The organism is Paenibacillus piscarius (assembly GCF_022234545.1).
GTDB classification, from domain to species: Bacteria; Bacillota; Bacilli; order Paenibacillales; family Paenibacillaceae; genus Paenibacillus_AQ; species Paenibacillus_AQ piscarius.
This window is the reverse complement of record NZ_JAIEUI010000006.1, coordinates 83,045-102,621: the sequence shown is the minus strand read 5'-3', so window position 1 is coordinate 102,621 and position 19,577 is coordinate 83,045. Positions and strand designations below refer to the sequence as shown.

The 19,577-nt window shown below is 50.8% G+C and carries 19 protein-coding genes, 2 pseudogenes and 1 riboswitch; of the genes and pseudogenes, 19 read left to right on the top strand and 2 right to left on the bottom strand.

Features of this window, described 5'->3' with window-relative positions; all coding sequences use genetic code 11:
- The first annotated feature begins 25 nt into the window (after window positions 1-25).
- The 17 genes and pseudogenes from K1558_RS12575 to K1558_RS12495 all read left to right on the top strand — a co-directional run bounded on the left by K1558_RS12575 (window position 26) and on the right by K1558_RS12495 (window position 16,619).
- Entirely contained in the window at window positions 26-2,881 is a 2,856-nt protein-coding gene (locus K1558_RS12575; protein ID WP_238652060.1) for a Na+/H+ antiporter subunit A, read from the top strand.
- Entirely contained in the window at window positions 2,869-3,201 is a 333-nt protein-coding gene (locus tag K1558_RS12570; protein WP_238651928.1) for a Na(+)/H(+) antiporter subunit C, read from the top strand. Before K1558_RS12575 ends, K1558_RS12570 begins: the two co-directional genes overlap by 13 nt.
- Window positions 3,198-4,673, top strand: coding sequence for a Na+/H+ antiporter subunit D (locus K1558_RS12565; protein ID WP_238651927.1), 1,476 nt, complete (start codon window positions 3,198-3,200; stop codon window positions 4,671-4,673). Before K1558_RS12570 ends, K1558_RS12565 begins: the two co-directional genes overlap by 4 nt.
- A gap of 5 nt (window positions 4,674-4,678) precedes the next feature.
- The gene (locus K1558_RS12560; RefSeq protein WP_238651926.1) at window positions 4,679-5,161 is read left to right on the top strand and encodes a Na+/H+ antiporter subunit E; all 483 of its coding nucleotides are present in this window, start codon (window positions 4,679-4,681) and stop codon (window positions 5,159-5,161) included.
- Entirely contained in the window at window positions 5,161-5,454 is a 294-nt protein-coding gene (locus K1558_RS12555) for a Na(+)/H(+) antiporter subunit F1 (protein ID WP_238651925.1), read from the top strand. Before K1558_RS12560 ends, K1558_RS12555 begins: the two co-directional genes overlap by 1 nt.
- Window positions 5,444-5,803 carry a monovalent cation/H(+) antiporter subunit G gene (gene mnhG / locus K1558_RS12550; RefSeq protein WP_238651924.1) on the top strand — a complete coding sequence of 120 codons (360 nt, stop codon included), beginning with the start codon at window positions 5,444-5,446 and terminating at the stop codon, window positions 5,801-5,803. Before K1558_RS12555 ends, mnhG begins: the two co-directional genes overlap by 11 nt.
- A gap of 161 nt (window positions 5,804-5,964) precedes the next feature.
- Window positions 5,965-6,801, top strand: coding sequence for a class I SAM-dependent methyltransferase (locus K1558_RS12545; protein WP_238651923.1), 837 nt, complete (start codon window positions 5,965-5,967; stop codon window positions 6,799-6,801).
- A gap of 62 nt (window positions 6,802-6,863) precedes the next feature.
- Complete coding sequence (locus tag K1558_RS12540) at window positions 6,864-7,898, top strand: leucine-rich repeat domain-containing protein (protein WP_238651922.1); 1,035 nt, start codon at window positions 6,864-6,866, stop codon at window positions 7,896-7,898.
- Window positions 7,899-7,921: 23 nt separating this feature from the next.
- Complete coding sequence (locus tag K1558_RS12535; protein ID WP_238651921.1) at window positions 7,922-8,224, top strand: MazG-like family protein; 303 nt, start codon at window positions 7,922-7,924, stop codon at window positions 8,222-8,224.
- Window positions 8,225-8,335: 111 nt separating this feature from the next.
- Window positions 8,336-9,784: an MFS transporter gene (locus K1558_RS12530; protein WP_238651920.1), complete on the top strand. Its 1,449-nt coding sequence runs from the start codon at window positions 8,336-8,338 to the stop codon at window positions 9,782-9,784.
- 123 nt (window positions 9,785-9,907) lie between these two features.
- The gene (locus tag K1558_RS12525) at window positions 9,908-11,464 is read left to right on the top strand and encodes a glycine betaine uptake BCCT transporter (RefSeq protein ID WP_238651919.1); all 1,557 of its coding nucleotides are present in this window, start codon (window positions 9,908-9,910) and stop codon (window positions 11,462-11,464) included.
- 125 nt (window positions 11,465-11,589) lie between these two features.
- Window positions 11,590-12,342, top strand: coding sequence for an ABC transporter ATP-binding protein (locus K1558_RS12520; RefSeq protein ID WP_238651918.1), 753 nt, complete (start codon window positions 11,590-11,592; stop codon window positions 12,340-12,342).
- The gene (locus tag K1558_RS12515; RefSeq protein WP_238651917.1) at window positions 12,326-13,939 is read left to right on the top strand and encodes a hypothetical protein; all 1,614 of its coding nucleotides are present in this window, start codon (window positions 12,326-12,328) and stop codon (window positions 13,937-13,939) included. The genes K1558_RS12520 and K1558_RS12515 overlap by 17 nt, the downstream gene beginning before the upstream one ends.
- A gap of 202 nt (window positions 13,940-14,141) precedes the next feature.
- Window positions 14,142-14,369: pseudogene (locus K1558_RS12510) on the top strand (MFS transporter); the annotation flags it as partial.
- A 45-nt stretch (window positions 14,370-14,414) separates the two neighbouring features.
- Window positions 14,415-15,588, top strand: a pseudogene (locus K1558_RS12505) (FAD-dependent oxidoreductase).
- Between the two features lie 54 nt (window positions 15,589-15,642).
- Window positions 15,643-16,320 carry a TetR/AcrR family transcriptional regulator gene (locus K1558_RS12500; protein WP_238651916.1) on the top strand — a complete coding sequence of 226 codons (678 nt, stop codon included), beginning with the start codon at window positions 15,643-15,645 and terminating at the stop codon, window positions 16,318-16,320.
- Window positions 16,321-16,430: 110 nt separating this feature from the next.
- Window positions 16,431-16,619, top strand: a complete 189-nt coding sequence (locus K1558_RS12495; RefSeq protein ID WP_238651915.1) for a hypothetical protein — start codon at window positions 16,431-16,433, stop codon at window positions 16,617-16,619.
- A gap of 80 nt (window positions 16,620-16,699) precedes the next feature.
- Here K1558_RS12495 and hxlB read toward each other — a convergent pair whose 3' ends face one another.
- Complete coding sequence (gene hxlB, locus K1558_RS12490) at window positions 16,700-17,257, bottom strand: 6-phospho-3-hexuloisomerase (RefSeq protein WP_238651914.1); 558 nt, start codon at window positions 17,255-17,257, stop codon at window positions 16,700-16,702.
- An 8-nt stretch (window positions 17,258-17,265) separates the two neighbouring features.
- Window positions 17,266-17,898: a 3-hexulose-6-phosphate synthase gene (hxlA, locus tag K1558_RS12485; protein WP_238651913.1), complete on the bottom strand. Its 633-nt coding sequence runs from the start codon at window positions 17,896-17,898 to the stop codon at window positions 17,266-17,268.
- A gap of 142 nt (window positions 17,899-18,040) precedes the next feature.
- Between hxlA and hxlR the strand changes: the two genes are divergently transcribed.
- Window positions 18,041-18,403 (top strand): transcriptional activator HxlR, encoded by a 363-nt coding sequence (hxlR, locus tag K1558_RS12480; protein ID WP_238651912.1) that lies wholly within the window; start codon window positions 18,041-18,043, stop codon window positions 18,401-18,403.
- Window positions 18,404-18,532: 129 nt separating this feature from the next.
- Window positions 18,533-18,665: riboswitch (cyclic di-AMP (ydaO/yuaA leader) on the top strand.
- A gap of 7 nt (window positions 18,666-18,672) precedes the next feature.
- Window positions 18,673-19,512 carry an alpha/beta fold hydrolase gene (locus tag K1558_RS12475; protein ID WP_238651911.1) on the top strand — a complete coding sequence of 280 codons (840 nt, stop codon included), beginning with the start codon at window positions 18,673-18,675 and terminating at the stop codon, window positions 19,510-19,512.
- Window positions 19,513-19,577: the final 65 nt, after the last annotated feature.

Here is a 19,577-nt window from a genome sequence, read left to right as displayed (position 1 = left end):
AAGGAGGGATTGAGCCGTGCTGTTTATGGTTATTCTGCTGCCATTGATATGGTCTGCACTCTTGCTTGGGGTTAGACATACCTCACGCTTTCATCTGGGATGGATTATTCTGCCCGTTCCGGCGGCTCTATTCCTGTATGTGCTGACGAAAATCCCGGCGATCCGCGCAGGTGAATCCCTGATAGACCAAGTGGCCTGGATGCCGTCATTTGGTGTGAATCTGAATTTCATTCTGGACGGCCTCAGCCTGATATTTGTCTTGCTGATTACGGGAATGGGGGCACTTGTCGTGCTGTACTCCATTTTCTATCTTAATAAGCAGACGGAAGGGCTCCGGCGGTTCTATCTGTATCTGCTGATCTTCATGGGAGCAATGCTTGGGGTCGTGCTGTCCGATAACCTGATCGTCCTGTACGGGTTCTGGGAGCTTACCAGTATTTCTTCGTTCCTGCTGATCGCTTTCTGGTACGGCCGGGAACGCTCCGGGTATGGGGCCGTCAAATCCATGCTGATCACCGTGTTCGGCGGCCTGGCCATGTTCGCGGGCTTCAATCTGCTGTATGTGATGACCGGTACTTACAGTGTCCGGGAGATTATTGCGCTCTCGGGGACTTTGACAGACCACGCCCTGCTGCTCCCGGCGATTCTGCTTATATTGCTGGGCGCCTTCACGAAGTCGGCCCAGTTCCCGTTCCACATCTGGCTGCCTGACGCCATGGAAGCGCCGACTCCGGTCAGTGCATATCTCCATTCCGCTACAATGGTGAAGGCGGGGATTTATCTGGTCGCCCGGCTGACGCCTGTCTTTGCAGGACAGTCCGTATGGTTCTGGCTGGTGTCAGTAACCGGACTGCTCACCTTAATATACGGGTCCTTCAAAGCCATACGCCAGACAGATCTCAAAGCCTTACTGGCCTACTCCACCATCAGCCAGCTGGGACTGATCATGTCATTGCTGGGGCTTGGATCAGCTGCCGGCTTTTACAGCGGGACGCAGGAGGCCATGTTCTATACCCTGGCTACGTCAGCCGCACTTTTCCACCTGATTAACCATGCCGTCTTCAAAGGCAGCCTGTTCATGGTAGTTGGCATCATTGACCATGAGACGGGAACGCGCGACCTGCGCAAGCTGGGCGGCCTGATGACCCTGATGCCCGTAACCTTCTCCATCGCTTTGATGGGGGCGTTCTCGATGGCAGGGCTGCCGCCGTTCAGCGGATTTCTCAGCAAGGAGATGTTCTTTACGGCTGTGCTGAATATCCAGGAATTTGACCTGCTGAGCTCCGCATACTGGATTCAGCTGTTTCCGGTTATTGCCTGGATTGCAAGTGTGTTTACTTTTGTATACAGTATGATTCTTGTATTCAAAACCTTTGGCGGCAAGCTTCAGCGGGCCAAGCTGGACAAAGCTCCGCATGAAGCCCCGGTCGGCCTGCTGCTGCCGCCCGTAATCCTTATCTCGCTTACGCTGGTGTTCGCCTTCTGGCCGGAGCTGGTCTCCATTAACCTGGTCGAGCCGGCGCTGGCTTCCATCCATACCGGACGCCTTACACCGGTTGAGGCGCTGGAAGTATCTATTCATTTCTGGCATGGCTGGACACCCGAGCTCTTCATGACAATGGGTGTGGTCGCAGCGGGCTGGCTTCTGTTCAAGGGCTATACCCGGCTAAGGGTGCTGGACCGCGAAGCGAGAGGGCGCAATACGCTGAACCGGATATATGATGGTTCACTGAAGCTGCTTGAAGGTGGCTCCAGACGGTTTACGAATGCCTATATGACGGGCTCTAACCGCCATTACCTGCTATACATCTTCAGCTTCTTCATCGTCGCCCTGATGGCGGCCCTGCTGCGGGAGCCGGGGATCCGCCTGGGCATGGATCATTATGCGAAGCTATCGTTCTATGAACTGGCCGTCATTGCAGTCATGCTGCTCTCTGCCTTTGCTGTCCCTTTTGCCAAATCACGGGTCAATGCAATCCTGTTCACCGGCGGTACCGGGTACATGGTCACTCTGCTGTTCGTCCTGTTCCGCGCGCCTGATCTGGCGCTCACGCAGATGATTATCGAGACCGTATCCGTTATCCTGTTCCTGCTCTGCTTCCGGTATCTCCCGAAGCTGAAGCAGCAGAAGGAGAAGCTGCCCTTCAAGCTGCCGAATCTGATCATTGCGGTTGGCGTAGGGGTGACGGTCACGCTGGTAGCTCTGGCCGCGATGGGCAGCAGTCCGTTCAAGCCGATCTCTGAGTTCTTCCTGAAGGAGAGCTATAATCTGGCCGGAGGCAAAAACGTGGTCAACGTCATCCTGGTCGACTTCCGCGGATTCGATACGTTGTTTGAAATCATGGTGCTGGGTATCGCATCGCTGGCCATCTATGGCCTGATCCAGCTGCGGATGGACGAAGATCTGACCCGGCCGAAGCCGGAGCAACGCCGTCTGGCCGTCCCGCTACGCAGCAACGATGTCATTCTGCAGACGATGTCCAAGGGAATCATTATTATCATTCTTATCTTCTCGCTGTATCTGTTCCTGGCCGGCCATAACCATCCGGGAGGAGGCTTCATCGGGGCACTCATGACCTCCGCCGCGCTGGTGCTGCTGTCCATTGCCTTCGGAATGGATCAGATCCGCCAAGCCTTTCCGGTGAATTACCGTCTGCTTACCGCAACCGGACTCCTGCTGGCGATTCTGACTGCCTCAGGCTCGTTCCTGTTCGGGGCTCCTTTTCTAAGCCACACCTTCGGCCACTTCCATCTGCCGCTACTTGGCGATGTGGAGCTGGCAACTGCCGTGCTGTTTGACCTGGGCGTCTATCTGGCGGTAGTCGGGGTAGCGATGAATATTATTCTAACGATTGGAGGGGATAAACGATGGAACTCGTAATGGCGCTGGCCATCGGCATTCTCTTTACTATAGGTGTCTATCTGATTCTGTCGCGGAGCCTGCTGCGGATTGTGCTCGGAACCTCGCTGCTCACCCATGGCGTGCATCTGCTGCTCCTGACCATGGCCGGTCTCAAGACAGGCTCAGCTCCTGTACTGGGCAAGGCAGAATCATATGTGGACCCGTTGCCGCAGGCTCTGATTCTGACCTCGATCGTCATCAGCTTCGGGGTAACAGCCTTCTTCTTCGTACTTGCTTACCGCTCCTATCAGGTGCTGGGCACAGATGAAATTGACAGCATCAAGGAGGCCAAGGAATGAGCAATCTACTGGTGCTGCCCATTCTGATTCCGCTGTGCACAGCAGTGCTTCTGATCTTCCTCAGGGGTAAGCTGCGCCTGCAGCGGGGAATCAGCGTGGTTAGCAGCGTACTTACGGTTCTTATATCCATCCTGCTGATTGCACATGTGCACAAGGAGGGCTTCCTGACCTTGCAGATGGGGGGCTGGGCTCCTCCTTACGGCATTGTCTTTGCCGGTGATATGTTCGCACTCCTGCTGGTGACGGCGGCTTCAATTGCAAGCTTAGCCATCCTGTTATACTCCATTAGCACCATCGGGGAGAAGCGGGAGCATTATTATTACTACACGTTCTATCATTTCTTGCTGGTCGGAGTATTCGGCTCGTTCCTCACCGGGGATATCTTCAATCTGTTCGTCTTCTTTGAGGTGATGCTGATCTCATCCTACGCGCTTCTGTCCCTGGGAGGGACCCGGCTTCAGCTCAAGGAGACATCCAAGTACCTGCTCATCAACATTGTCTCCTCCACCTTGTTTGTAGCAGCCGTTGCCTATCTCTATGCAGCAGCCGGGACACTCAACATGGCCCATTTGTCCCAGCGGATCAGTGAAGCAGGGCAGGGAGGCGTGCTTAACGTCATTGCCGTACTCTTTCTCATCGTATTCTCCCTGAAAGCCGGGCTGTTCCTGTTCTTCTGGCTTCCCGGCTCCTACAGCGCTCCGCCGGCGGCGGTCCGGGCCTTGTTCGGTGCTCTGCTGACCAAAGTGGGGCTGTATGCCATTATCCGTACATTCACACTGCTGTTCGTTGACAACGCCGGCCTGACCCATAGCCTGATCCTCTGGATGGCCGCGGCTACGATGATTCTGGGCAGCCTGGGAGCAGTGGCCTACAAGGATATTCCGCGGATTCTGAATTACAATGTGATTATCAGTGTCGGGTTCGTGGTCCTTGGACTCGCTGCGGGAACCCGGGATTCGCTGGACGGGACAGTCTTCTATCTGTTGCATGATATATTGGCCAAAGCCCTTCTGTTCATCCTTGGCGGCTTAATCATCTCAGCGGCAGGAACAGACCGGTTGAGCGGGATGGGCGGCATGATCCGCAGGTATCCGCTGCTGGGCTGGATGTTCTTTATTCTGGCACTAGCCCTCATGGGGATTCCGCCGCTGAGCGGCTTTGCCGGGAAGCTGCTGATTATCCGGGGCGCTCTGGATGCGAAGCTGCTTACCCTGTCGCTGATCGGGCTGGGCTCAAGCTTCATGGTGCTCTATTCCTTAATTAAAGTGTTCCGGCAGGCCTTCTGGGGCAATGAGGTGGAGGCAGAGCGGCCTCGGGTCAGCATGAAGGGGCCATTAGCCGTAGCTGCAGGACTTCTGGTGCTCGTCGCCGCGATGGGAATCGGGGCGGAGGCTCTTTTTGCCTATGTCTCGCAGGCGGGTTCGGTCCTGGCTTCACCTGAGCTATATATCCAAGCCATAATGAAGGAGTAGAGGAGATGGCCTTACAATTATTATTTAATCTGTTAATTGCATTCCTGTGGATGGGCATTAATAACGATGGCTCCTTCTCCAGCTTCCTGATCGGTTTCCTGCTCGGCATCGGGATACTGCTGCTGTTCAGAAGATCACGGTCTCAGTCCCGTCCCTTTTATCTGCGCCGTCTGTGGTCGATTCTGAAGCTGGTGCTGATCTTCATCCGTGAATTGACCATTTCGAACTTTGTAGTGATCGGGCATATTCTCCGTCCGAGGCTGGCGATCCGTCCCGGTATCTTTGCTTATGAGACCTCCTTGACCTCAGCCTGGGAAGTCACGCTGTTATCCTGTCTGATCTGTCTGACCCCGGGTACGCTGACACTGGATGTATCCGCAGACGGCACCACCTTATATATTCATGCGATTGATATTCAAGATGCTGAAGCTATGGCTACGCAGATTAGAACCAACTTTGAGCAAGTCATTCAGGAGGTGACCCGCTGATGGTCCAGACATTGTTAACTACAGCACTGGTCATTCTGGGAGCCGCGCTGCTGGCCTGCCTGTTCCGCCTGCTGAAGGGGCCGACACGATCAGACCGTGTAGCCGCTCTGGATACGATAGGAATTCACATCCTTGCGATGATTACTGTGATCGGCATGCTGCTGAATACCCAGGATTTCCTGGAGGTTATTCTGGTTATCGGCATTCTGACGTTTATTGGAACAACCGCCCTCGCCAGATACATTGAGCGTGGCGTGGTCATGGAGGAAGGGGAGAGAACCCGTGACAGGTGAATTAATCAGCTCCATTCTGGTGGTGCTTGGCGCCATATTCTGTGCGATCAGCGCGTTCGGCTTAATCCGGCTGCCGGATGTATATTTGCGCTCACATGCAGCTACCAAAAGCGCCACCTTCGGGGTACTCTGCCTGCTGGGCGGCGGATTCCTGTACTTCTGGTTCAAGGATGGAAGCATCAGTGTCAAGCTGCTGCTCGCGATTCTGTTTGTATTCATTACTTCGCCGGTGGCCGGTCATCTCAATGGCCGGGCAGCCTACCGTTCGGGAGTGCCGCTGTGGAAGGACAGCATCCGCGATGACCTGCTTAAGCAGGCAGAACCGTCCCGGGACGAGTCTGCGAAGTGAGCTGATGAGTCTGGGAAATTAAGGATGCCAAAAAATCCGAAGCTTAGTATAATAGAGAACAGACGGATTCTTAGGAGGTGGTTGTATGAGTGAAAGTGGTATTAGCGACATTAGCGGTATTACTCCCATTACCCAATTGAATATGAAAAGGAGAGGCTTTCATGAGCTACAACCCCGAAATCCCGAGAACCCGGTACGACAACTATGGCGACCGTGAATGGACACGTCTGACAAAGGATGGGCCAGGCGAGCTTTTGTATCAGGTACATTTAGACATTCTACAGCGCTATATCAAGCCTGGAGATCAGGTGCTGGAGATTGGCGCAGGTTCAGGCAGGTACACCAAAGATCTGGCTACCATGTGTGCTGAATTGACTGTTGCTGATCTGTCCAGCCATCAGATTGCATTCAACAAGTCCAAAATGCAGGAGCTGTCTCTATATGACAGAATCAAGGCTTATCATGTGTTAGATGTACTGGATATGAGCGTATTTGCAGATGCTTCTTTTGACTCTGCGGTCTGTATCGGCGGTGTGATCAACTATCTCTTGGATAAAGAGACGGATGGCATCCGGGAGCTGCTAAGAGTACTTAAGCCGGGCGGCATCCTGATTGTCGGGTCGATGAGCTTCATCGGTGCATCCATGTATTATCTCGAAGGCATCCGCTATGAAAAGGGACAGTTCGGGATCGATGCGACAAGATGGATCATGAATACGGGAATTCAAGACGAAGAGCATTACCCCGTTCCCAGCAAGCATTATGTCCACATGATGAGAAGCTCTGAATTAGATGCTTTATTTGCCCGGTTTCCGGTTAATGTTATGGAGAGAAGCTCTGCGGGATTATATACACAAGCTGGAGACGCTGCCTTGGAGAACGCCAGGGGCGACCAGGAATTCTGGAAGCTGATTGTCGAACACGAAATCGCGTTCACCAAACTGCCGGGCACGCTTGATTGTGGAATGAATCTCATCTACGTTGTGCGCAAGCTATAGTGCTGACGCCCGTCTGCCACCAACAGGCGGGCTTTTTGTATATCCGATCGAATGGGGGAGCAATGGTGGGAGTATGGACCAGCTCGATGAATGGTGCACCTTGGACAAAAGGTAAAATGGATCAAGCGGTGAAGCAGCTGCGCGAGCGGGCGCTTATTTCGTATGTCATTGATGTAGACAAGCCTCGGGATCTGCTGGACTTAGATCAGCATATATTTGCAAAACGCCCGGATTTGATATTATCTGTTAGCCAAGTCGACATGAAAGGGCGTTACACCAAGGAATTACTACATATCATTTCAGAGTTGCAGCACATCACAGCACTGCAGCTCAACCTGATTCATAGTATTGACCTGAGTGTGCTTAGCAAGCTAGAGCGGCTGCAGTTTCTATCCATTACAACCAAAAAGCCGGTAGACCTTAGCTTCATCTCCAGCTTCAAGGAGCTGCAATATCTCTCGGTCCATGGAAAATATGCAGACTTAACGCCGATAGGCGATGCTTCCAGCCTGGATACCTTAATCTTGCGTACTACGATTCATGAACTTGAGTTTATCCGCCGGTTACCCAAGCTGCAATGCTTTTTCATACATGACTCTATACTCAACGGGTCACTAGATGCCCTTGCGGATTCCTCGGTGACCATGCTTAGTCTGGCCGCTATCCGTAACCTCAGCGAACTGGATGTATTGGCGTCCATGCAGAATCTCGCTTACCTTCGCTTGTCCTTACCTAAGGTGAAGGCTCTGTGTGACTTCACTAATATGTACAAGCTCAGACAGCTTGAACTGGATCAGATGAAAGCCCTGGAGCACATCGCTCCACTGTGGGCCGTACCGCAGCTTGAAATGCTAGAGCTCAGAGAGCTATCCGCAACCGTGACTGCGAAGGATTTAGAGCCTCTTACCGGAATGGAGCATCTTAAGCAGGTGGATTTCCAGTTCATTGATTTCAATAAAGGCAGGATCACCAGGTTACGGGAATGGTTTGCCCAAGCTGGCAAGAGCCAGCTTTTGTATGAGAATATTCCTGAAGCTAAGCGGATCAGGCCCATGTCGCTCGTTCATTTACGCAAGCATATAGGGTCGGATCAATAAATTGGGGCATAGGAGAGATTACCATGATTGATTTAGCACAGCTTCAACAAAGAGTGTATCAGAACAAAATCGCGAAGGGGTTCAATGTAACCGACATTTATCAGGAATTCTGTCTGCTCCACGGTGAATTATCTGAAGCCTGCGATGCTTACCGGAAGAAGAAGGACGATCTCGGTGAAGAATTGGCGGACGTCGCTATTTATCTAATAGGTCTTTCGGAGATTCTTGGGATTAACCTGGAAGAGGAGATCATGAACAAGATCGAAAAAAATGAGAAAAGGATCTATGAAAATAAAGATGGCGTGCTGCTAAAAGTGACGGAATGATCATTCTTTTGTTCCCCCTCAAGCCCTAATACAACGCGATTCATGTTAAGATTATTAAAGTGTGAAAACAATCCGGGTGGTATATTCACTATAAAAAAGGAGGATAACAGCTTGATCAGTCCATCCCAGTTCATCCACAACAGCCCTCCTGAGTCTCTGTCTGCCCGCAAGGGCTATCACTGGCTTGTCGTGTCAACCGTATGCATCGGCGCATTCATGGCAGCGCTCGACGCAAGCATCATCAATCTGGCTCTTCCGTCCCTGGTTACGCAGCTGAATGTATCTATGGCCACGGTGGAATGGATCAGCCTCGTATATCTGCTCACACTCGCATCACTCGTCATTCCCTTCGGCCGCCTGGCAGACATGCTGGGCCGCAAATGGATGTACACCGGCGGGTTCACGGTATTCCTGATCAGTTCATTACTCTGCGGGCTGGCGCCAACCTTTGGCGTTCTTTTGCTTGCCCGGGTATTGCAGGCTGTAGGTGCAGCGATGCTCCAGGCGAACAGCGTAGCGATCATTACGGCCGTGACCCCGCCGCAGCATCGGGGCAAAGCGATCGGCATCCAGGCCAGTGCGCAAGGCATCGGTCTCAGTCTGGGGCCGGTTATCGGCGGCGGACTTTTGGCCATGGGAGATTGGCGCTGGCTATTCTACATTAACATTCCCATCGGGATCATCGGGACGATTCTCGGGATTCTGCTGCTTCCGCAGGATAACGCTAAGAAGAAGGAATCGTTCGACCTTTGGGGAATGCTGTTCCTCATTCCGTTTCTGGTCTTCCTGGTCTATATCCTCAACAATGGAACCGCACTCGGCTGGGCTTCGCCGGTTATATTGATCGGGTCGTTCACCGCATTGCTGGCCTTAACCTCGTTCATCCGGGAAGAGCAGCATACGCCCGTTCCGCTGATGGACCTGGCGCTGTTCCGCAGCAGTATCTTTATTCGTGGAAATCTGACAGGGTTCCTGTCCTTTACCGTCATGTATGGCGTGCTGCTGCTCAGTCCGTTTCTGATGGAAGCCGTCTTCCATGCCAATTCTATCCGTGCGGGGCTATATCTGTCATTTGTTCCGATCGGGATGACGCTAATGACGCCGGTCTCGGGCTATCTCGCGGACCGGTTTGGCATCCGGCTGCCCGCTATCACCGGTATTGTTGCGCTACTGATCGGCTGTGCCGCTCTGGCGTCGATTCGCAGTGATGGCGATATTGCCCGGCTCCTGCTCGGTTTGGGGCTGGTCGGGGGAGGCATGGGCCTGTTTACGCCGCCCAACAACAGTAATGTCATGGGCAATGTACCGGGGGCACGGCTTGGCGTGGCTGGAGCAACGCTTAATATGAGCCGGACCATCGGCATGGGAATGGGCATTACGCTGGGCGGGACACTTTACCGGCTGGCCCAGAATATTTTTCCGGAGGCAGGGAATCTTATGGCCTTTCGGGCCTCGTTTGTCTGTATTAGTGTCATGGGGCTCGCAGCACTGGCCATTACCTGTATTCCGCAGCCCAATCCGACGAAATACGATGAAGCTCATATCGAATACTATATTTAAAGGTACAGAAAGGGACACGCATGGCGCGGGCTCTTTCGTACGGAATGATTTCATAGTCCGGCCTAAAGTTACACATACTTTAGTGAAGAGCGGTTTACATAAACTACCGACGGAGGTTCACTTATGGTCTTTATCATTTCAATTACCATCGTAGCGATTTTTGCTTTATGGGGAGCCGTAGCGCCTGATCAGATGGCCGAGACAGCTAATGCCGCATACAATTTCTCCATCCATAATTTCGGCTGGTTCTATTTGCTGGCTACTTTGTTCTTCCTGATCTTCACTTTCTACTTAGCCTTCAGCAGGTTCGGCAGTATCCGGCTGGGAGATGATGACGACGAACCGGAATATTCCACGATATCCTGGCTGTCCATGTTATTCAGCGCAGGGATGGGGATCGGGCTTGTCTACTGGGGAGTCGCTGAACCGCTGTCCCATTATTTATCTCCGCCAGAGGGCGTAGCTGGAGGGACGACCGAAGCAGCACGGATCTCTATGCGGTATTCCTTTTTCCACTGGGGACTGCACCCTTGGGCGATCTATGCCGTCATCGGCTTGACGCTTGCTTATTTCCAGTTCCGCAAAGGGTATAAGGGCCTGATCAGCGCAGCCTTCATTCCTTTACTTGGGGAGCGGCTGGTTGCCGGCTGGCTGGGCAAGGCTATCGATATTTTGGCGGTCATTGCTACTATTTTTGGGGTAGCGACTTCTCTGGGCCTCGGAGCTCTGCAGATTAACGGAGGGTTGCACTATTTATTCGGAGTTCCTAACACCGTATCTGCTCAGATTGTTATTATCGCTATTGTAACTGTGCTGTTCCTAATCTCCGCTACCAGCGGCTTGGACAAGGGAATCAAAATCCTCAGCAACACCAACTTAGTAATCGCCATTCTATTGATGCTGTTTGTGTGGATTATGGGGCCGACCTCGTTTATTTTTGATACCTTTACAACCACGCTAGGCAGCTACCTGCAGAATATTGTCAATATGAGTCTGAGGTTAACGCCATTCTCCAAGGGAACCTGGGTCGGAGCCTGGACCTTATTCTATTGGGCCTGGTGGATTGCCTGGGCACCGTTTGTCGGGACATTCATTGCCAGGGTCTCCAAGGGAAGAACGATTAAGGAATTTGTCATTTGCGTGCTGATTATCCCGACTCTGTTCGGCTTCATCTGGTTCTCGGTATTTGGCGGAACGGGCATGCAAATGGAACTGTTCGATGCTGTCCAGCTGGCAGACGCCGTAAAAGCAGATACGACGACCGCTCTATTTGTCATGCTGGAGCAACTCCCATTAGGCACTCTAGTATCGTTTATCGCTACGATGCTGATTATGATCTTTTTTATCACTTCAGCCGATTCGGCTACCTTTGTACTGGGCATGCTGACTTCAGACGGCAAGCTTAACCCGAGTGCCAGAGTGAAATTAACCTGGGGCATTCTGCAATCCGCCATCGCTGTGGTGCTGCTGATCAGCGGCGGATTAAGCGGCCTTCAGACTGCTTCTATTGTTGCTGCATTGCCGTTCGCCATTGTCTTGATCGGCATGTGCTTCTCCCTGCTCAAGGCCCTCAAAGAAGAGGACAAAGAGCGCCGTCAACGGGAAAAGCGCCAACGGCAGAAGCTGAAGCGGCTGCTGGAGGAGCATGAAGCAAGTGATATCAAAGAGCTACTGCAGTAATAACACTTAATTTTAAAAATTCTCTACAACCCATCCCTCAAAAGCCAGTGTTATCCTTAACTAAAACTATACAAAGGTGTGTGTTAAAGATCACAAGGGATAATCAGAGGCTAGATCAAAAGAGGATGGAGCTAGTTGTAGAGAACCTGGAAAAAAGCTTCGATAGTAAGCATGTATTGACCGGTGCGGACATGGTGTTTGAGCAGGGGAAGATTTACGGTCTGCTTGGCCGCAACGGGGCAGGGAAGACGACTTTGTTCAATTGCTTAAGCGGAGAATTAGAGGCAGATCGTGGAAGGGTGAAGCTGGTACAAGGCAATTCCAGCCGTGATTTGCACGCAGAGGATGTCGGTTATGTCCATTCCCTGCCAATTTTACCGGAATTCCTGACCGGATATGAATTTATTCGTTTCTATATAGATGTGAATCAGGCAGCAATTGCAGACCAGGGCGGCGATATAGATGTGCTATTTGACTTGATGTCTATTGAAGAGAGTGACCGCCACAAGCTGATTAAGCATTATTCGCACGGCATGAAAAACAAGCTGCAAATGCTGCTCGTGCTGCTCATGAAGCCTCCCGTCATTCTGCTGGATGAGCCGCTGACTTCGCTTGATGTCGTTGTTGCCTTAGAGATGAAGCAGCTATTACGGAAGATGAAAGACGATCACGTGCTGATCTTCTCCACGCATATCCTGCAGCTGGCCGCCGATTTATGCGATGAGCTGGCCCTGCTTCATCAAGGTAAGCTGACGCGCGTATCAGCAGAGGTGCTGAAGCAGCCGGATGTTGAGCAGCAGGTGATTGAGTTATTGAGCGAAGCTACCGCCCTTGTACCCGAAAGCGGGGAGGTGGATGCCCATGCCGGAGATGCTTAATACGCTCGTTCGTATGTGGCAGTTACAGGTGGCCCTCTTTGTTAACAAGCTGATCTTTTATGCCCAGCGGCTGCCCTTTATCGGGAAGTTAGTTACAGACCGGGCGTATGGGGCTGTGCAAGCCAAGCGGCGCGCTGGCGGGATCGCCGTTGTGCTGATTCTGTTAGGCGGTTTAGCCGAAAGCTTGCTCTATTTCGTAGTGCTGCTTGCGCTGCCGATTGCGCTGTGGACAGACGATTGGACAGTGGATGAACGGCGTGCTTTGTTTATGCATATGTATTTCTGCATCAGTGTTTTACTGGCAGGAGTATCAAGTGCGAAGGTGCTGGAATCCAGTAAAATGAAATACACTGCGGTCCGGCTGATGCGGATTACGCCTACAAGGTATACGCGGGCCGTTTTGGTTAACCGGTATACAGCTTTTCTGGTGTTCCAATGGATTGCCATGATGGTCACTGCCAGCAGCTTGGGCATTTCTGCGAGACAGGCTCTATTGCTGGTTGGTGCTGTGACCCTTTGGAGGATTTTATGTGAACTGCTGCATTTGAGGCTTTTCCGGAGATCTCAGATTATTTTAGTGAAAAAGACAGGGATCGTCTCTGTGGTCATGTTGTTCACACTTGCAGCAGCCTATCTGCCATTGACAGGATTGATGGATGTGCCGCTGTTCGGTGCCATAGTGCTTGGTCAACCGCTGCTTCTGGTGGTGCTACTGCTAAGCGGCCTGGCCGCCGGATATATACTGCTGCGCAGAACGAACTACACGGATGCGGTAAGAGCGGTAACTAGCTTCGATGATCCGCTGCTTAACATGGAACGGATGCTGATGGATCTTCAGCAAAAAAGTGTACAGGTTCAGGCGGATAACGCCAGCGATAGTAGCGGACTTCAGCCTGTTGCGGGCAAGAGAGGTTACGCCTACCTACACTCTGTTTTTGTTAAGCGTCATAGAGGCCATATAACCGCACCATTATATAGAAGGTTAGTGATCATTAGTGTAATGGGCATCCTGTTCACAATCTCAGCACTGACCTTTGCAGATCATCTGAAGGTAACACAGCTTGAACGATATATATCCTTTATCATTCTGGCTATGTTTCAATTGACGATGGGCAATCAGCTATGCAGAGTGCTGTTTCATCACTGCGATCTGCCGCTGTTGCGGTATTCCTTCTACCGGAGGGATGCGCTGCTGCATTTCCGCCTGCGCCTCCGGTGGCTGCTGGGGCGGAATATGCTGATTGGAGCGGTTCTGGCCGCTATGTTGAGTGTGTTTATCCTGATCATCGCTGACGGCAAATTCCATCCGATCCTTCTTCCCGTATGGCTGTTAACGCTGGCGTTGGCAGTGATTTTCTCGGTACATCATTTATTGCTGTATTATCTGCTCCAGCCTTATACCTCAGACATGACAACGGGTAACCCCTGGTTTACTTTGCTGAACAGCCTGGGTTCGATTGGTTTCCTGGCAGCATTCTTGTTGCGCCCGGACCCGTGGAGCTTAGCGGTTACCATCACATTGCTCACTGTCGTGTATTTCATCAGTGCAATACAGCTGGTCGCAAGACATGGAGCCAGACAGTTTAGCTTGAAGTAATACACGTTTCAGTATATACACCCAAGCAAGCAGCGAAGTAACTACATATGTTATTTTGAATTTATTTGCAGCCCGTCAACCTTAACAGGTCGGCGGGCTCTTTTTTGTTTTCTGGCGGCAGTTCAAACACGATCAAACGAACATCGTTCTTGACGAACACCGTTCGTAGTGTTATAAATGAATCAACTTAACTAATCCATAGCTTATCGTCTTCCGCATCATTCAATGTCTGGGCGGAGGCATGGTGGCTCCGATCGGGATAGCCAATGTATTCATGGTCGCTCCACCTGACAAAAGAGGATCGGTCATGGGCATCCTCGAAATCCCGATGCTGCTGGCTCCCATTCTAGGCCCCTTATTGTCGGGCTGGCTGATCGAGTACATTAATTGGCACTGGATCTTTTTCATCAACGTGCCGGTTAGCATCCTGGTTTCTTAAAAAAATAACTATCAATACAAAAGGAGATGTCTAAACATGACAACTGTTCATTCTACAGAACAACGCCGGATCGCTATAATTTGGAGGGGGACCAGGGGGGCTAACGCTTGCCCTGATTCTCCAGCAGCATGGTATTTCCTCGATCGTTTACGAACGTGAGCATCAGGACCTAAGTCATGAACGCGGAGGCTCCTTAGATATCCATGAAGAATCCGGGCAGCTCGCTTTGAAGGAGGCCGGGTTATATGAAGCTTTTCTGCAGGCAGCACGGTTTGAAGGCGAAGACTTCCGGCTTATGGATAAGACGGGGAACATATACCTGGATGAAGTGGCCGACGAAGAGAGCTCGGAAGGGCAGAGACGCCCGGAGATTGACCGTGGTGTGCTTTGTGACTTGCTTTTGAACAAATTAGATCCGTCTACCATACAGTATGGCTATAAACTGGAGAAGGCTGTATCTCTGGGCGAGGGGCAGACGGAGCTTCATTTTGGGAATGGTCATACCACTGTGGCTGATCTTGTCATTGGTGCGGACGGTGCCTTTTCCCGGATTCGTCCTCTGCTTACGGATACCGATGTGGAATATTCAGGTCTGACTATGCTGGAGCTTAACGTTATTGCAACCGATCACCCGGACTTGGCAGCATTTAATGCACGTGGCAAGATGTTCGCGCTGGATGATCACAAAGGGATTCTGGGCCAGTTGAACGGCAATGGGCGGATCAAAGTATATGCGAGCTTCAAGGTCGAACGGGACTGGTTAGACGAAATCCGAAACGATAACCCGCAGGAGACGAAGGCCAAGCTGCTTGAGCTATTTCACGATTGGAGTGAGCCGCTCAAGAATTATATCCGGTATGCGGAGGATGCGGTGGTGCCCAGACGGATCTACATGCTGCCAGTCGGGTTCCGCTGGGAACGCAGCACTGGTGTCACGCTGATTGGAGATGCAGCACATGTCATGTCTCCTTTTGCCGGAGAAGGAGTGAACCTCGCGATGCTGGATGCGCTGGAGCTGGCCCTGGCCATAGTAAGGAACAAGCAGACACCTGCGGCCATTGAAGAATATGAGGAGAAAATGTTCCAGTATGCCTCAGAGAAAGCCTATGTGTCTAACGAAAATCTCATCCTCAGCTTCTCAGAGAACGCGGCTCCCAAGTTTGCAGCACTCATGCAATCTTATCAAGACCTGTATGAGCAGGAAGGCTGATGTGATCTGCCGCGACGTATTTACTATTGGCTCCCGGCATGTTATAAGAAAAGTATGATGAAACCTAAACGTGAAATTGTGAGCCGCCGCAACCGGCCAGCCAAAGAACCCCTTAGTCATGAAATCATTGTCAAAACCGCGTATGAGCTGCTGAAGCAGGAAGGGACCTCCGGCATGAGCATGAGGAAGGTAGCCAAGCAATTGGACACCGGCCCTTCCTCCCTGTATGTTTACGTTAAAAATCTGCAGGAATTGAGCTCATATGTGCTTGACCTTGGTCTCGGAGAGTTGAACCTTCCGGAGCTTACGGACGATAATTGGAAGGAGCAGTTATTTCAAGCACTCCATACTTATGCAGAGCTGCTTATCGGGCAGCCCGGATTAGCGGAGCTGTCTCTACAGACGATTCCTATTGGGAATCACGCCTTTCGTCTGAATGAGCATTTACTTACCGTCCTCCAGAAGGGCGGAATCACCTCTACGGCCGCTGCCTGGGGAACGGACCTGTTGCTCCTGTATGTGTCTTCCATTGCCTTGGAGAAGGCTAAGAGAGCAAGCGAACTGATGGCAACTGCCCAGAGTTACTATAACGAAGCAGATCCGGTACGTTATCCGTTGCTGAACAGTCTGAAGAGTGATTTATTCTCGGGGGATACCGCCTCCCAGGAGAGGTTCTTCTGGGCTATTGAAGTGATTCTTCAGGGGATATTGCACAAACAGCAGGATGGATAAGGCCAACCGCTAGTAATACCGGGGATTTCTTGCATAAGCACCACGGGTTCATGGGAAAACTTCTATCGTGCAGATAAACCGCATGACTTGATTTCTCAGGAGGTTAGCCTATGACAACTCAGGACCCGAAGGAGCTGTTGAAGCTTAAGCACGAGCAGGACGAGGAGAAAAGACAGTTCACGAACTTCGCCCGGGCCGTATCCGCTGACGGTGAAGTGGAAGCAGGCCAGGAATTCAGCAACGACCGGCTGCCTGACGACCAGAACCGGATGAAATCGGTGGAGAACAGACGTACCTGAGCACCTGACACAACTAAGTATCGCGAAGAAACGCCGGGGAATTCCCCGGCGTCTTTTCATTATCCATTGTATGATGGACTCTATTCCAGATTCGCATGTTTTCCATACATCTTATTGGAGTCCAGGTTCCTTTCCTCCATGAAACGCAGGATGATGGCATCATACAATAACAGCATGGCTTGCTCAAACAGTGATCCCATCGGTTGGATCGTCCGGTAGTCACCATCTGACTGATCCTTGGTAACACCCGGCAGTTTCACAATAATATCCGCTAACTGTCCAATGGTTGATGCTGGAGAAATCGTTATAGCCGCGATGGTACCGCCTAAGCTCTTGGCTTTTTCGGCAATGGCAACTAAGGTTTTGGTCTCCCCTGATCCTGAACCAAGGATCAATAAATCGCCTTTTTCCAAATTAGCAGTTACGGTTTCCCCGACGACATAAGCATCCATTCCCATGTGCATCATTCGCATCACAAAGGCTTTACCCATCAGTCCGGATCGGCCGGCACCCGCCACAAAAATCTTCTTGGACGCTAAAATCTGCTGTACCAGCTTCTCAGCCTCTGCATCATTAATGAGATGAACGGTCTGCTTCAACTCTTCAATGACTTCCGCTAAATACTCTGTAGTCTTCATCGCTAGGATTAACCTTGTTTAATTAATGCTTGCATTTCGCGCGCTGCGGCTTTCTTATCCTCTTTGCCCGTAATTCCGCCGCCTACGATCACCAGATCCGGCTGTTGTTTGATGACCTCAGGAAGTGTCTCTAATTTGATTCCGCCGGCAACAGCGGTTTTCGCATGCTTAACCACGCTTTTGATCGTTGAAAGGTCCTCGAAGGAATTCTTGCCAACGGCTTGAAGATCGTAACCGGTGTGAACGCAGATATAATCAACACCCAGTTCATCGAGCTGCTGTGCGCGGGCGGCAATATCTTTCACGGCGATCATATCCGCCAGGATTTGCTTGCCCAATTTTTTAGCTTCTGCTACGGCACCTTTAATGGACTCGTCTTCCGCAGCGCCAAGAATCGTGATGATGTCGGCACCTGCAGCGGAGGCTTGGCCTACTTCATAGCCGGCTGCATCCATAATTTTCAGGTCGGCCAATACGGTCAGGTTAGGGAAAGCGGCTTTTAATTCCTTTACCGCTCTAAGCCCTTCATTGATGACCACAGGCGTACCGATTTCTACAACATCCACATGCTCTTCTACCTCTTTCACAAGTTCAATGGCACCCTGAATATCGACAAGATCTAATGCTAATTGTAATTTCATTTATATCGCTCCTAATCAAGTTATATTTACCCTCAAGCACGTTTTTTAGTATACTGAGTATGTCATTCAATTAAAAGTACGCACTTTTATCGCATATAGTGCTAAAAAGTATACTATGGAGCAAACAGGGAGGCGCATACCAATGCCAAATTTGAGAGAGAAGACATTTAACTGCGAGAAGGAGCTGACGCTGTCCGTCATTGGGGGCAAGTGGAAAATGCTGATTCTGTGGCATCTGGGCAAGGAAGGAACCAAACGGTTTGGTGAATTAAAAGCCCTCATCCCGGATATCACCCAGAGAATGCTTGTGAATCAATTACGCGAGCTTGAGGATCATCTCATCGTACACCGGGAAGTATATCCTGTAGTTCCGCCTAAAGTGGAGTACTCATTGACTGAATACGGGGAGAGTCTGATTCCGATTTTGGATGCGATGTATGAATGGGGCAAAGGTTATATTAGAGATGTACTGGATAAGGATACTCCATATAAATCAGCCACTTAATAGTCCGATTCTCACATGCAATTCTCTTTACTTTCTCCCTTTAAAACTATATACTAAATCCAATTGTATAGGATGTAACCGGAGGAGCCTGCCACCAGCGGGCTCTTTTTGCGGAGCTGTATACGATATCATATGTAATCGCTGAATTCCTGCAAAGGAAGCGGGGGAACCGAGAATTTAGGGGTGAATCTCGAGAAGATCGAGTAGGGCTGCTCAGGCCCGAATCCGGCAGCTAACCCCGTAAGCGTCCATGAGAGGGGAAAAATGTAGTGCCGCATGTTGATGTCAATGGAACCACCTTGTATTATGAGATGTCGGGCAGTGGTCTGCCTATTGTTTTTATTCATGATTATTCGACCTCTCATCATCTTTTTGAACCTCAAGCGGAATATTTCAGCAAACGCGCAAAGGTCATCGTGTATGACCTAAGAGGGAATGGGCAGTCTGGGAAGATGAATGTTGAGATCAACCGGATCGTAGATACTCAAGTGGAGGACTTACGAGGCTTGCTGGATGAACTGGAAGTAAAAAGAGCAGTAATTGTAGCTTGCTCCAGCGGTGCTGTACTTGCCCAGAAATTCGCCTATTTGTTCCCTGAGCGGGTGATTACGATGGCGCTGGTGGATAGTTATTTTCAAGAGGATTGCAGGGCAAAAGGGAGCAAGGTGATTGAGGCCCTTCAGCTCTGTGCCTTGTTCTCTTATTATCTTCCTCCTGAAATGTTCATCAGATCATTACGTGTCACCTACAACAAGTGGCTCTTGGCCTATCATATTTTGAGAAAAGAGCTTTTGCATAAACGGACGACGGAATGGATTAAGCAGCGGCTTGCCTTGAAGTATTCTGACAGTTACGGGTTTGCGCTGCGGCTGCAAATTCCGGTTCTCGTTGTTGCGGGTAACCACAATGCACGGGTTCTGGAACAGGTGAAGAAAACAGCGGCTAAATATCCGCAAGCCCGCTTGGCGATAATAGATAATGCCATGTATCCTAGCCATCTGTGCCAGCCCCATCAATTCAACCAGTTATTACTTAATTATCTTAAAGAACAAAACGTAGAGCAATGTATAGACGAATTGAATCATTGCAGGAGTAATGGATCTGAATGATACGTGAACAGACTGAGCCAAAGTCATGGAATATGACTTTGGCTCAGCTCATGTCTGGCGCTTCT

Excerpts from the sequence above, each read along its gene's own strand:
- K1558_RS12515 (WP_238651917.1), top strand. The coding sequence starts at position 12,326 with ATGCCGGAGATGCTTAATACGCTCGTTCGTATGTGGCAGTTACAGGTG.
- K1558_RS12500 (WP_238651916.1), top strand. The coding sequence starts at position 15,643 with ATGATGAAACCTAAACGTGAAATTGTGAGCCGCCGCAACCGGCCAGCC.
- hxlA (WP_238651913.1), bottom strand. The coding sequence starts at position 17,898 with ATGAAATTACAATTAGCATTAGATCTTGTCGATATTCAGGGTGCCATT.
- K1558_RS12540 (WP_238651922.1), top strand. The coding sequence starts at position 6,864 with ATGGTGGGAGTATGGACCAGCTCGATGAATGGTGCACCTTGGACAAAA.
- K1558_RS12560 (WP_238651926.1), top strand. The coding sequence starts at position 4,679 with ATGGCCTTACAATTATTATTTAATCTGTTAATTGCATTCCTGTGGATG.
- hxlR (WP_238651912.1), top strand. The coding sequence starts at position 18,041 with ATGCCAAATTTGAGAGAGAAGACATTTAACTGCGAGAAGGAGCTGACG.
- K1558_RS12525 (WP_238651919.1), top strand. The coding sequence starts at position 9,908 with ATGGTCTTTATCATTTCAATTACCATCGTAGCGATTTTTGCTTTATGG.
- K1558_RS12565 (WP_238651927.1), top strand. The coding sequence starts at position 3,198 with ATGAGCAATCTACTGGTGCTGCCCATTCTGATTCCGCTGTGCACAGCA.
- K1558_RS12570 (WP_238651928.1), top strand. The coding sequence starts at position 2,869 with ATGGAACTCGTAATGGCGCTGGCCATCGGCATTCTCTTTACTATAGGT.
- K1558_RS12535 (WP_238651921.1), top strand. The coding sequence starts at position 7,922 with ATGATTGATTTAGCACAGCTTCAACAAAGAGTGTATCAGAACAAAATC.
- K1558_RS12575 (WP_238652060.1), top strand. The coding sequence starts at position 26 with ATGGTTATTCTGCTGCCATTGATATGGTCTGCACTCTTGCTTGGGGTT.
- K1558_RS12555 (WP_238651925.1), top strand. The coding sequence starts at position 5,161 with ATGGTCCAGACATTGTTAACTACAGCACTGGTCATTCTGGGAGCCGCG.
- K1558_RS12545 (WP_238651923.1), top strand. The coding sequence starts at position 5,965 with ATGAGCTACAACCCCGAAATCCCGAGAACCCGGTACGACAACTATGGC.
- hxlB (WP_238651914.1), bottom strand. The coding sequence starts at position 17,257 with ATGAAGACTACAGAGTATTTAGCGGAAGTCATTGAAGAGTTGAAGCAG.
- K1558_RS12520 (WP_238651918.1), top strand. The coding sequence starts at position 11,590 with ATGGAGCTAGTTGTAGAGAACCTGGAAAAAAGCTTCGATAGTAAGCAT.
- K1558_RS12495 (WP_238651915.1), top strand. The coding sequence starts at position 16,431 with ATGACAACTCAGGACCCGAAGGAGCTGTTGAAGCTTAAGCACGAGCAG.